Below are 12962 nucleotides of genomic sequence, written 5' to 3' on the forward strand. Positions count from 1 at the left end.
AGGAATCCAATTTCTGAATCGCTGATTTAAGTGACGAAGGTCACCTAGACCGGTCTAGTTAGGCAGATTACAGTCTGTCGATTTGGAACTTCACATGAACTTCTGTAAAGTTTATTGAGGTTCGAGGGGGCCAGAGAAACAGACCGCCGAGAATCACCAAGAATGCGCCCATAGCTCAGCTGGATAGAGCGTCTGTCTACGGAACAGAAGGTCAGGGGTTCGAATCCCTTTGGGCGCACAAATGAAGACCCGCACCGGTTCGCCGGTGCGGGTCTTTTGTTTTCCCCGTCCCACCCCCACGCCCTTCCCGGGTTAGCGCCCCCCTTCCCAACTGAGTCGCAGCTGTGCGCGTTTAGACGGCTCTAAACGCGCGCTAATGCGACCCAGCGTGTGAGCGCCGCTGGCGCGCCGTGGGGCCGGGAAAGTGTACGGGGTGGCTCGCCAGGGCTCTGGCGGACTCTGGCCTTCCGGGTAGATCATTGGGCTGTCCGTCTCGGTGAACGCCGACCCAACTTGGTGCCGCGAGTCCGTGACCCAGCGTGGTGTGGAGGACCTCCACGGGAACCGTGGATTGTTGCCCTTGAGCACGAGTATTAGATTCCTGAATATTCCCAGTCCTCCCCGAGACAGACACTGTCATCACCGTCAAACAGTGTTGGAGGGAAGAAGATGGACATCGTTAATGAACGGGCCGCGGGGATGGATATCTCCAAACGCGACGCGAAGGTCTGCGTGCGGATCCCAGGCGCCAGGGCCGGGACCTACACCTCAAAGGTCACGACCTGGGGCGCGACCACGCATCAGATCTTGGAACTGCGGGAGTTCCTCGAACGCGAACATGTCACCGTGGTGGTGATGGAAGCGACCAGCGACTACTGGAAACCGTTCTTCTACCTGCTCGAAGAAACCCTGCCCGTGATGCTCGTCAACGCCAAAGCTGCCCGGAACATCCCTGGACGCAAAACCGATGTCTCCGACGCCGCCTGGCTGGCCCAACTGGCCGCGCACGGGCTCCTGCGGGCCTCGTTCGTGCCGCCCGAACCCATCCGCGAGCTACGGGACCTGACCCGGGCGCGCGCCATCGCGACCCGCGACCGGGCCCGGGAGATCCTCAGGTTGGAGAAGTTCCTTGAAAGCTCCGGAATCAAACTTTCCTCCGTCGTTTCGGACCTGACCGGAGTCTCCTCCCGGGACATGCTCGAAGCCCTCATCAACGGTGAACGGAACCCCGAAGTCCTGGCCGGAATGGCCCGCGGAATGCTGCGTTCGAAAATCCCGGCCCTCGTCGACGCCCTGACCGGCCGGTTCAAACCACACCATGCCTTCATGGCCAGGCTGCACCTGGACCAGATCGACGCCCACACCCGAACCATCGATACCCTCACGACACGGATCGAGGAGGCGATGGAACCCTTTCGTGACGCCAGGGAAGCCCTGGCCACCATCCCCGGAGTCTCCCACCGCGTCGCCGAAGTGATCATCGCCGAAACCGGGGCGGACATGGCAGTCTTCCAAACCCCGGGCCGGCTCGCGTCCTGGGCAGGGGTCTGTCCCAGCGCCAACGAATCCGCCGGACACATCAAATCCAGCCACATCATGCCCGGGAACAAATACCTCAAAGCAGCGCTCGGCACCGCGGCCATGTCCGCCACACGATCCAAAAACACCTACCTCGCCGCGAAATACCGGCGCATCACAACCCGCGCCGGACGCAACAAAGCCCTCGTCGCCGTCGAACATTCGATCCTCACCGCAGCCTGGCACATGCTCCGGAACGGCGAAATCTACAACGACCCCGGCGCCGACCACTACACCCGCATCAACCCGACCAAAGCCAAGAACCGCGCCATAAAACAACTCAACAACCTCGGCTACGACGTCACCATCACCCCGGTCACCGCCGCCTAACCCACCCCTACTTTCGTATTAGTTGGGGAAGTAGGGAGTAGGTGGAGGTGAGGCAGGGAAAGTGCGTTGAGCGGAAACGGCAAGGGCCGCCGTCGTACTTGAACAAAAGTACGACGGCGGCCCTTGGGTTCGGCGCGTTACTCGCCCACGGCCTCGCTGATGCGGCGGCGGATACCGTCGAAGTGGCGGTTGAGCAGTTCGGCTGCGAGGGGCTTGTCCCCGGCTGCCACGGCGGTGTAGATATCGCGGTGCGTGGCAGCGGTCTTGACCAAGTCCTCGTTGCCGGCGCCGATCTCCACGTGGATCTTGCGGTAGACCTTCCAAAACACGCCCATGAGGTTGATGAGGAGCTCGTTGTTGAGGGGCTCGAACAGGCGGCGATGGAACTCGGCGTCGGCGGCGACGAAGTTCTCGCCCGAAGCCGCCAACTCCTCCATCTGCTTGACCGTTTCCTCAATGGAGGCCAGCTGCTCGGGCGTCATGACGTCAATGGAAGATGCGATCAGGCCGGATTCCAGGGCTTGCCGCACATCTACCAGCTGCAGGGCTTCGAATCCCTGATGCCGCAGGGAGAGGCGGCCTCGGAACGTCAGCCCGTCCGCCAGGGCATCGAAGTTGCTCGGAGCGACGAACATGCCGAAGCCGTGGCGGATCTCGATCACACCCAGGGCCTGGAGCACCTTCAGGGACTCCCTGAGCGTGTTGCGTCCTACTCCGAGGGCTACGGACAGTTCACTCTCCGTGGGCAGGGGGTCGCCGGCCTCGAGTTCGCGCTCGAGGATCAGTTCCATAATGTCCGACTGCAAAGCCCGCAGCCGCGCCTGTGCACTGAACCGCGCCTGCGGTACTACACCGGAAGTTGTCATGGCGCTCTCCTTGCCAAAGCAGTTACCGCTGCGCAGGCTCGACGCCTCCGCCGCCGGCAAGTGCGGGTGTTAATATTGGAGCGAGCTTAGCGCCCACTGCAGATTGATGATTGCAGCATACAATATCGGATGTCCCACCTCCCTGATAAGTATGCCGCGGAATTTCCTAGGAAGTCCCGCTCCCGGGCCCTCGAACAGCCGCCCCGAAGGCCTTCCGGAACACCCCGGCGTGACCTGATTCTCACTTGACGTTCGTTGTGACCACCCTTACAGTTTCACTATGAGCATCGGACGTCCTACATCCGATAACCCACGATAAGTGAATTGTGAGGCCCCTATGAGCAAGACGATCAATAGCCTGCCGCTGGTCAACGACGCCAGCCGCAGGAACTTCCTGAAGCTGAGTGGAGCCGTCGGTGCCGCTGCTGCTTTCACCGCGACCCTTTCTGCGTGCGGCGGCGCTGCCAGCACCACGAGCAGCAACACGACCAACACCGCTGCGGTCAACAAGGACCTCACCATTGAGGCAGGCATCTCCTACGCGCTCTCCACGGGCTTCGACCCGTTGAGCTCCTCCGGTGCCACGCCCATGGCAGCCAACCTGCACATCTTCGAAGGCCTCATCGAACTGCACCCGGCAACGCGCGAGCCCTACAACGCCCTCGCCGCAGCGGACCCCAAGAAGGTCAACGACACCACTTACCAGGTGACCATCCGCGACGGTGCCAAGTTCCACGACGGCTCCCCGGTCACCACCGAAGACGTCGCTTTCTCCTTCACCCGCGTCATGGACCCGGCCAATAAGTCGCTGTTCTCCCAGTTCATCCCGTTCATCCAGGACGTCAAGCCCTTGGACGGGAAGACGGTCGAGTTCACCCTCAAGTACGCCTTCCCGGGCTTCGGACCGCGTATCTCCGTGGTCAAGATCGTTCCCAAGGCACTCGCCACTGACCTCAAGGCATTCGACGCCAAGCCGGTGGGCTCCGGACCCTACAAGCTCGTTTCCGCCGTGAAGGACGACAAGATCGTCTTTGAAGCCTTCGCCGACTACAACGGCCCGAAGCCCGCCCTCGCCAAGGGCATGACCTGGCTGCTCCTCTCCGACGCCGCGGCCCGCGTCACGGCAGTCCAGTCGGGACGCGTCCAGGCGATCGAGGATGTCCCCTACCTCGATGTGGACGGCCTCAAGTCCAAGGTCAAGGTCGAGTCGGTGCAGTCCTTCGGCCTCCTTTTCCTCATGTTCAACTGTGCCAAGGCACCGTTCAACAACAAGCTGGTCCGCCAGGCCCTGCACTACGGCATGGACAAGGAAGCCATCATCAAGAAGGCCCTGTTCGGCAACGCCAAGGCCGCCAGCTCCTACTTCCAGGAAGGCCACCCGGATTACGTCAAGGCCAAAAACGTCTACGGCTACGACGCCAAGAAGGCTGAGGACCTGCTCAAGGAAGCCGGCGTCACCAACCTCGAATTCGAACTCCTCACCACCGACACCGCGTGGGTCAAGGACGTCGCTCCGCTGATCCTCGAATCCTGGAACAAGCTCCCGGGTGTCAAGGTCACCGTCAAGAACCTCCAGTCCGGTGCTTTGTACACCGACCGCGTGGGCAAGGGCGACTACACCGTGGTTGCTGCCCCGGGTGACCCGTCAGTGTTCGGCAACGACGCGGACCTCCTCCTGAGCTGGTTCTACTCGGGCAGCACCTGGATGGAAAAGCGCGCCTTCTGGACCACGCCCGAGCGCACCAAGCTCCAGGAACTCATGGACAAGGGTTCGCAGGCCTCCGGCGATGCCGCCAAGAAGACGGTCGGTGAAATCGTGGACCTCGTCTCCGAAGAAGTCCCGCTGTACCCGATCTTCCACCGCCAGCTGCCCAGCGCCTGGGACGAGAACAAGCTCAGCGGCTTCCGGCCCCTGCCCACCACCGGCGTGTCCTTCATCGACGTCGGACGTACCGCTTAGTCGGTCCCCCACCGTTGCGGGGCCCGCTTTGCGTCCCGGGTTCCCCTCCTGGGCCGCAAGGCAGGGCCCGCAACCCTGCTGTACCTCTACCAACCGGAGAATAAATTGGTCACGATATTGCGTCTGCTTGGCCGCAGACTTGCAGCATTGCCATTGATGATCCTGGGCATCACGTTGCTCGTCTTCCTCGTCCTGCAGGCCGCTCCCGGCGACCAGGCAAGCTCGGCCCTCGGCGATGGTGCCAGCGAAGAAGCGAAGCAACAGTACCGCCAGGAAAACGGCCTCAACGATCCCCTGTTCCTGCAGTACTTCCGATTCCTCGGCAAACTCCTGCAGTTCGACCTCGGCGTCACCACCCCGCCGGCGAAGTCCGTGGCCTCCATGATCGGCTCGGCCTTCCCCCTGACACTGCAGTTGACGTTCCTTGGCGTGCTGATCGCGATCGTGGTTTCGCTGGTCTTCGGCATCCTTGGCGCCCTCTACCGCGACAAGTGGCAGGACCAGCTGGTCCGCGTGTTCTCCATCGCCGCGATCGCTACCCCGTCCTTCTGGCTCGGCATCCTCCTGATCCAGTGGTTCGCGCTCGGCAACAACCCGATGTTCCCCTCGGGCGGTATTGCGACGCCGGAATCCGGCTTCGGCGGGTGGCTCAACTCGATGGCCCTTCCGGCCCTCGCGCTGGGCATTCCGGTCTCCGCCTCACTGATCCGCGTGGTCCGGACCTCCATGGTGGAGGAACTGGACCGGGACTACGTCCGCACCGCAATCGGCAACGGTGTCCCCTACCGCGAGGTGGTCTCCAGGAACGTGCTGCGCAACGCGCTCGTCACCCCGGTGACCGTGCTGGGACTGCGCGTGGGCTACCTGCTGGGTGGCGCCGTCGTGATTGAAATGATCTTCGCCCTGCCCGGCATGGGCCAGCTGATCCTCAACGGCATCACCAACCTTGACGTCAACCTCGTCCAAGGCGTGGTGCTCACCATCTCTGTCACGTTCGTTCTGGTGAACATCGTGGTGGACCTTCTCTACCTGCTCATCAACCCCCGAATCAGGACGGTATAGCTCATGCGCAGCAAGCTCGCAGAACGGCTAAGTGCCCCGGGCATTCGTTTCAAGGCCCTGCCCTGGGGCTCCCGTATCGCCCTGCTCTTCCTCATAGTGATTGCCGTCGCCGCCGTCTTCGCGCCGGTACTCGCTCCGCACGATCCGCTGGAGACGTTCATTCCGGCCACTCCCCCGGGTGCGGAACACTTCTTCGGCACTGACCGGCTGGGCCGGGACATCTTCTCCCGCCTGCTCTTCGGTGCGCAGTCGTCGCTCATGATCGGCCTCGGCGCCGTCGGCCTGGCCATCCTGGTGGGCGCCCTTCTCGGCTCGCTCGCCGCGACCTCCAGCAAGGCCGTCAACGAGGTCATCATGCGGATCATGGACATCCTCATGGCGTTCCCGGGCATCGCCCTTGCCGCCGTGCTGCTGGCCGCTTTCGGCAACTCGGTCCCCACCATCATCATCGCGATCGCCATCATCTACACCCCGCAACTGGCTCGCGTTGTCCGTGCCAACGTCCTGGCCCAGTACGGCGAAGACTACGTCCGCGCCGAACGGGTAATCGGGGCCGGCCGCTTCTACATCCTGGTCAAGCACATCGTCCGCAACACCGCCGCTCCCGTGCTGGTGTTCGCCACGGTGATGGTGGCAGATGCCATCATCCTGGAAGCGTCGCTGTCCTTCCTCGGCGCCGGCGTGCAGGACCCCGCTCCATCCTGGGGCAACGTGATCTCCTACGGCCGCAACCTGGTGCTTTCCGGCGGATGGTGGGCCACCACGTTCGCCGGCCTGACGATCCTGCTCACGGTGCTCTCCCTCAACATCCTGGCCGAGGGCCTCACCGACGCAATGGTCAACCCCAAGCTTCGCAAGGCTCCGGCGGTCAAGGACGACGACGGTTCCACCGCCGCCGTCGCAACTGCCGTGGACACCGAGGTAGCCACGTCCCCGGCCCAGCCGTCCGTGGTTGAAGAACACGAGCTCGACGCCGTCCGGGCCGCATCCGGTGACGGCGTCACCGACGAGTTGGGCAAGTCAGCCGTGCTCACTGACGTACGGACCGCCGTCGTCAATCCGCACCTCCTGCTGGACCGCGAACTTGAACTCCTCGCCTCGATCGAAGCGAAGCGCACCGACCGCCTCCCGCAGGTGCCGGCAGGCGCACGCAACGTCCTCGAGGTCAAGGACCTGTCCATCCGTTTCCCCGGCCGCTTCGGCGACACCGCGATCGTGGACAACGTCTCCTTCACCGTCCGTGAGGGCGAGACGATGGGGCTGGTCGGCGAGTCCGGCTGCGGCAAATCCATCACCTCTCTGGCGGTCATGGGCCTCCTGCCGAAAACCGCCCACATCAGTGGTTCCATCAAGTTCGACGGCAAGGAACTGCTGGATCCGAAGACCGGGCACAGCGATCCGAAGGCCTACGTCGGACTGCGCGGTGAACAGATCGCCATGGTCTACCAGGATGCCCTCAGCTCCCTGAACCCGTCCATGAAGATCAAGGAGCAGATGGAACAGCTCACCAAGCGCGGAGGCCGCAAGACTCCGACCGAGCTGCTGGAAATGGTGAAGCTGGATCCCGTCCGCACCTTGGCCAGCTACCCGCACGAGCTCTCGGGCGGCCAGCGACAGCGCGTGCTGATCGCCATGGCCCTGTCCCGTTCGCCCAAGATCGTGGTGGCCGACGAGCCCACGACAGCCTTGGACGTCACCGTCCAGAAACAGGTAGTGGACCTGCTCAACGAGTTGCGCGAGCAATTGGGCTTCGCCATGGTGTTTGTCAGCCACGACCTCGCTTTGGTCGCTTCCCTCGCCCACCGCATCACGGTTATGTACGCCGGCCAGGTGGTGGAGTCCGCGCAGGCGTCGGAGCTCCTGCAGAACCCGAAGCACGAATACACCCGTGGCCTGCTGGGTGCGGTGCTGTCCATCGAGGCCGACGCCGCCAGGTTGCACCAGATCCCGGGAACCGTACCGTCGCCACGCGACTTCGCAACCGGTGACCGTTTCGCCGCCCGCTCGCTCAGGCCCGACGCCGACCCGCACCAGAAGCTGGTCCTCACGCCCGTCGCTTCGGCGAACGGTGAGGACACGGACCACTACTGGGCCAGCCACTTGAAGGAGGACGCAAAGTGAGCGAATCACTTCGCCGGGATTCGAAGCCCGTGATCGAGCTCAAGGACGTCAAGGTCTACCACCATGCGCGGACCGGCGGGTTGTTCCGGCCGAACATCGTCAAGGCAGTGGACGGCGTGGACTTCACCATCAGCCGCGGCGAGACCGTGGGCATCGTCGGTGAGTCCGGCTGCGGCAAGTCGACGCTTGCCTCCGTGCTGGTCGGACTCCAGCCCCCGACCTCGGGCAAGGTCCTGTTCCACGGGAAGCCGGCCATCAAGCGCAACGCGGCCATGCGCAAGGAGTTCGGCCGTTCCGTGTCCGTGGTTTTCCAGGACCCGGCAACGGCGCTGAACCCGCGCATGACCATCCAGGACATCCTCACCGATCCCCTGCAGGTCCACGGCATCGGCACCGCATCCAGTCGTGCGGCAAAGGTCAAGGAACTGCTGGCGCTGGTTGGCCTGCCGCAATCGGCAGCCGAAGTGACGCCGTCGCAGGTTTCCGGCGGCCAGCGCCAGCGTGTGGCGATCGCCCGCGCACTGGCCCTGGACCCGGACATCATCGTGGCCGATGAACCGACCTCCGCGCTCGATGTGTCCGTGCGTGCACAGGTGTTGAACCTGCTCTCCGACCTGAAGACGCAGTTGAACCTGGGCATGGTGTTCATCTCCCACGACATCCAGACCGTCCGCTATGTCTCGGACCGGATCTGCGTCATGTACTTCGGCAAGATCGTCGAGCAAGGAACCGCCGCGCAGGTGTTCGACAACCCGAGCAACGACTACACCAAGAAGCTGCTGGGCGCCGCGCCGAGCCTGCTCCACATCTAGTTTTTTCCCTCACAAGTTACAACCAACGGAGATTTCTGTGTCCACTCAGTTCCAGGGCGTCATTCCCCCGGTCATCACCCCCCGCCACGCCGACGGCAGCGTCGACACCGACTCGCTGAAGAACGTCACCAAGCACCTGATCGACGGCGGTGTGGCCGGGCTCTTCGTCCTGGGCTCCTCCGGCGAGGTCCCCTACCTGACCAACGCCGAGCGCGAACTGGTGGTCACCACCATCGCCGAAGCCAACGCAGGTGCGGTTCCCCTGATTGTGGGTGCCAACGAGCAGACCACCAACCGCGTCATCGAGGAAGCCCGGAAGGTAGTGGACCTCGGCGCCGACGCGATCGTTGTCACGTCCATGTACTACGCGATCGGCAACGTCGCGGAGACCGAAACCCATTTCCGCAACATCCACGCGGCCATCGACAAGCCGATCTTCGCCTACGACGTGCCCGTCCGTACCCACTTCAAGCTGCCCACCGACCTCCTGGTCCGGCTTGGCCGCGACGGCGTGATTGCCGGCGTCAAGGACTCCTCCGGCGACGACGTCTCCTTCCGCCAACTGCTGCTGCAGGCCAAGGACATCCCCAATTTCGATATCTTCACCGGACACGAAGTGGTGGTGGACGGCGCACTCCTCGGCGGCGCACAGGGCGTTGTTCCCGGCCTCGGCAACGTTGACCCGGCCGGCTACCGTCGCCTCTTCGATGCCGCGCAGGCTGCAGACTGGACCCTGGCCGCGCGGGAACAGGACCGTCTGGCCGATGTGTTCGAGATCGTCTACACCCCCAACGGCCGCGTTTCCGGCGGTGCTGCGGGCCTGGGCGCTTTCAAGACCGCGCTGCAGGTGATGGGCATCATCGAGTCCAACACCATGAGCCAGCCCATGCTGACCCTGAACGACGCAGAGACCGCCGCGATCCGCGCCATCCTGGAACGCAACGGGCTGGTCTAGTCCTCAATGACCGGTTCGATGACCGCTTCCATGACCCACGTGATCGGCGTTGACCTCGGCGGTACCAAAACCGCCGCCGGGGTTGTCTCAGAGTCCGGGGAAGTATTGATGTCGGGGACCATTCCGACGCTGAACCGGACCGGTGGCGAAGTAATCCTGGATGCCACCGCAGCGCTGGTTTCGGGCTTGGTTGAGCGCGCTGCCGACGCCGGACTGGCAGTGTCCGGCGTTGGCGTCGGCTCCGCGGGAGTCATCGACGCCGCAGCCGGGACCGTGGTCTCGGCAACGGACGCCATCCTGGGCTGGGCCGGAACGAAGCTGGTTGCAGGGCTCTCCGCCCGGGTGGGACTTCCGATCCGGGCCGTCAACGACGTCCATGCACACGCCCTCGGCGAGGCATGGCTGGGCGCAGCCGCAGGCACCGACAGTTCCCTCATGGTCGCCTTCGGAACCGGGGTTGGCGGCAGCTTCGTCCTGAACGGCTCGCCGCTCCTGGGACACCGTTTTGTTGGCGGCCATGTGGGGCACTTCGCGTCCCCCTACGCCGTAGTGGACGGAAATCCGCTGCCCTGCGTGTGCGGCGGCTTCGGGCACGTGGAAGCCGTCGCTTCCGGGCCCGCCATCCACGCGGCGTACCTTCGCTTCGGCGGCCCGGCGTCGGAGGCGGCCGATACCCGCGGCGTGTTCGCGATCGCCCAGGATAACCACGACGCCGGTGCCGGCGCCCCTGCCACTGCCGGCGCCGCTCCCGGTGCCGCGATCGCCGCCGCCCGTGCCGCCGTCGGGCTCGGTGCCAAAGCCGCCGGGCAAGCCCTGGGCGGCCTCATCAATATCCTTGACCCTGAAGTCGTGGTGGTGTCCGGCGGCCTTGCCGACGCCGGGGAGTTTTGGTGGAGGCCCATGGAGACCGCCCTGCGCCAGGAAATCCTGGCCCCTTTGGCTTCCGTCCCGGTTGTTCGCGCCACCCTGGGTAATACGGCTGCGATCGTCGGCGCTGCGAAACTCGTACTTAAGTAAGGAAGGGACCATGATCCTCACCGTCGAAGGCCTCGAGGCCCTCCGTTCCCAGCTGATTGTTTCCTGCCAGGCGTACCCCGGCGAGCCCATGCGTGATCCCCGCACCACCGGCCAGGTGGCGGCTTCCGCAGTCATTGGCGGTGCTGCGGCCGTCCGCGTCCAAGGGTTGGCGGACGTGCAGTTCACCCGCGCCGCCGTCGAGGTGCCGGTGATCGGACTTTGGAAAGACGGCCACGACGGCGTCTTCATCACACCCACCCTCCGTCATGCCCTTGCCGTGGCGAATGCCGGCGCGCATGTGGTGGCCATTGACGGGACTCGGCGTGCCCGGCCGGACGGCTTGTCCCTGGCAGAGACCATTGCCGGTATCCACGCCGAATCCCATGCCTTGGTGATGGCCGATTGCGGCTCGTTCGACGACGCGGCCGCTGCCGTCCAAGGCGGTGCAGACCTCATCGGAACCACCCTCGCCGGGTACTCCGGCGAGCGCCCCAAGACCGATGGGCCGGACCTGGCGTTGCTGGCGGAAATCGCGTCGGCGAACCTGGGCAAACCGCTGATCGCCGAGGGCCGCATCCATACACCCGCCCAGGCCCGGCAAGCCCTCGATGCCGGCGCGTTCGCAGTAGTAGTCGGCACGGCCATCACCCACCCGGCATCCATTACGGGCTGGTTCAAGGGTGCGATGCACGCGTAGGACCAAAATTTGCTCAATCATTAGCCGCATGCCGTTCCCGCAACCCCCGTAGTTATAGGGGAAGCCAAGGTTTACACAGGAATGATTGAGCAAATTTCGCGGTCGCCGCTTAGAGCCCGTACTTCTCCAGCAAGCGCAGCCACACTTCGCTCATGGTGGGGAAGGCCGGGACGGCGTGCCAGAGTCGGTCAAGGGGTACCTCGCCGACGATCGCGATGGTTGCGGCGTGCAGGAGTTCAGCTACCCCGGGACCCGCGAAGGTTGCGCCCAGAATGACCCGGCGGTCCTCATCGACGACGATCTGCGCCCAGCCTTTGTAGTCGGGCGAGTAGAGCTGCGATCCGGAGACGTTGATGGGTAATTCGACACCCGTGACGTTCTTTCCGTCCAGAAGAGCCTGCTCAAGGCTCGGGCCCACGGAAGCAACTTCGGGGTCCGTGAACACGACGCTCGGTACAGCGTGCTGGTTGGCAGTTTGGGCCCAAGGGCTCCAAGGCTTGGGCGTGCCATGCAGCTTGCCCTTGGCCCGTGCGACGATTGCGTCTCCCGCGGCGCGGGCCGCGTACTTTCCCTGATGAGTCAGCAAGGCCTTCCCGGCAGCGTCGCCCACAGCGTAGAGCCAGTAGCCGCTGGTGCCGTCGCTTGCCGGGCCGTCCACCAGCCCGCTGACGTCCGTGGTCAGTGTGAGCTTTCCGTCGTCGGCTGCGAGGCCCACATTTTCCAGGCCGAGGTTTGCCAGTGCGGGGTGCCGCCCGGAAGCAACCAGAAGTTCGTCTGCGCTCACGGTGCTTCCGTCGAACGTGATGGTCAGTGACCCGTCGTCGTCCTTTTCCACCTTTTCGACGTCGGTGTGCAGGTGCACTGCCACGCCGTCCGCCCTGAGCCCGGCGAGGACCAGTGCCGCGGCTTCCTCCGGGTAGCTGCCGAGCAGGCGGCTCCGGGCGATGAGTGTGACCATGGAGCCCAGCCGGGCGAAAGCCTGGGCCAGCTCGACGCCGGCCACTCCCCCGCCGAGGACGGCGAGGCGCCTGGGTATCTTCTTGGCTGCGGTGGCTCCCCGGGTGGTCCAGAACGGAACGTCTGACAATCCTTCCACGTCGGGGACCGTGGGGCTGGAACCCGTAGCGATGACCACGGCGTGGTGGGCTTTGAGCGCGTAGCTGTTACCGTCCAGGCCATCAACTTGGACTTCGCGGGGCCCGGTAATCCGTCCCCGTCCCCGGATGAGCTCAATGCCCGTGCTCTCAAGCCATTCCACCTGGCTGCCGTCCTGCCAGTTGTTGGTGAACCAGTCCCGGTGTTTGAGGGCTGCTTCAGCATCCAGGACTCCCGTAATGGCCTCGGTTGCGCCGGGGATCAGCTGGGCTGCGTGCAAGGCGCTGCCGGGACGGAGGAGGGCTTTGGAAGGGACGCAGGCCCAGTACGAACACTCACCGCCCACGAGCTCGGCTTCGATCACCACGGCAGACAAACCGCCTTGGACCACCCTGTCCGCGACGTTCTCTCCGACGGCGCCCGCGCCGATCACGATTACGTCGAATTCGCGGGAATTTTCGGCAGTCAT

10 protein-coding genes and 1 tRNA gene are annotated in these 12962 nt (G+C 64.2%); 9 read left to right on the forward strand and 2 right to left on the reverse strand.

Annotation, left to right across the window (positions count from 1 at the left end; translation table 11 throughout):
- Positions 1 to 164: 164 nt before the first annotated feature.
- Both HMI59_RS17500 and HMI59_RS17505 read left to right on the forward strand, forming a co-directional pair.
- Positions 165 to 238, forward strand: a tRNA-Arg gene (locus HMI59_RS17500).
- Between the two features lie 431 nt (positions 239 to 669).
- Positions 670 to 1908: an IS110 family transposase gene (locus tag HMI59_RS17505; RefSeq protein WP_193592017.1), complete on the forward strand. Its 1239-nt coding sequence runs from the start codon at positions 670 to 672 to the stop codon at positions 1906 to 1908.
- A gap of 137 nt (positions 1909 to 2045) precedes the next feature.
- Here the strand turns inward: HMI59_RS17505 and HMI59_RS17510 are convergent, their stop codons facing one another.
- Positions 2046 to 2774 (reverse strand): FadR/GntR family transcriptional regulator, encoded by a 729-nt coding sequence (locus HMI59_RS17510; RefSeq protein ID WP_021474541.1) that lies wholly within the window; start codon positions 2772 to 2774, stop codon positions 2046 to 2048.
- A gap of 337 nt (positions 2775 to 3111) precedes the next feature.
- Here HMI59_RS17510 and HMI59_RS17515 point away from each other — a divergent pair, with 337 nt between their 5' ends.
- The 7 genes from HMI59_RS17515 to HMI59_RS17545 all read left to right on the forward strand — a co-directional run bounded on the left by HMI59_RS17515 (position 3112) and on the right by HMI59_RS17545 (position 11398).
- Positions 3112 to 4734: an ABC transporter substrate-binding protein gene (locus HMI59_RS17515; protein WP_193592018.1), complete on the forward strand. Its 1623-nt coding sequence runs from the start codon at positions 3112 to 3114 to the stop codon at positions 4732 to 4734.
- Positions 4735 to 4839: 105 nt separating this feature from the next.
- A complete protein-coding gene (locus HMI59_RS17520) occupies positions 4840 to 5796 on the forward strand; it encodes an ABC transporter permease (RefSeq protein WP_031217275.1) in 957 nt (318 codons plus the stop codon).
- A 3-nt stretch (positions 5797 to 5799) separates the two neighbouring features.
- Positions 5800 to 7917 carry a dipeptide/oligopeptide/nickel ABC transporter permease/ATP-binding protein gene (locus HMI59_RS17525; RefSeq protein ID WP_193592019.1) on the forward strand — a complete coding sequence of 706 codons (2118 nt, stop codon included), beginning with the start codon at positions 5800 to 5802 and terminating at the stop codon, positions 7915 to 7917.
- Positions 7914 to 8729 (forward strand): ABC transporter ATP-binding protein, encoded by an 816-nt coding sequence (locus tag HMI59_RS17530; RefSeq protein ID WP_062095246.1) that lies wholly within the window; start codon positions 7914 to 7916, stop codon positions 8727 to 8729. Before HMI59_RS17525 ends, HMI59_RS17530 begins: the two co-directional genes overlap by 4 nt.
- Positions 8730 to 8766: 37 nt before the next feature.
- A complete protein-coding gene (locus tag HMI59_RS17535; protein ID WP_193592020.1) occupies positions 8767 to 9684 on the forward strand; it encodes a dihydrodipicolinate synthase family protein in 918 nt (305 codons plus the stop codon).
- 30 nt (positions 9685 to 9714) lie between these two features.
- Complete coding sequence (locus HMI59_RS17540; RefSeq protein WP_193593813.1) at positions 9715 to 10701, forward strand: ROK family protein; 987 nt, start codon at positions 9715 to 9717, stop codon at positions 10699 to 10701.
- A 10-nt stretch (positions 10702 to 10711) separates the two neighbouring features.
- The gene (locus tag HMI59_RS17545) at positions 10712 to 11398 is read left to right on the forward strand and encodes an N-acetylmannosamine-6-phosphate 2-epimerase (protein WP_193592021.1); all 687 of its coding nucleotides are present in this window, start codon (positions 10712 to 10714) and stop codon (positions 11396 to 11398) included.
- Between the two features lie 109 nt (positions 11399 to 11507).
- On the opposite strand, the gene HMI59_RS17550 is transcribed toward HMI59_RS17545, so the two are convergent.
- Positions 11508 to 12962, reverse strand: a complete 1455-nt coding sequence (locus HMI59_RS17550) for an NAD(P)/FAD-dependent oxidoreductase (RefSeq protein ID WP_193592022.1) — start codon at positions 12960 to 12962, stop codon at positions 11508 to 11510.

The sequence above is a fragment of the Paenarthrobacter sp. YJN-5 genome (genome assembly GCF_015040095.1).
Taxonomy (GTDB): Bacteria; Actinomycetota; Actinomycetes; order Actinomycetales; family Micrococcaceae; genus Arthrobacter; species Arthrobacter ureafaciens.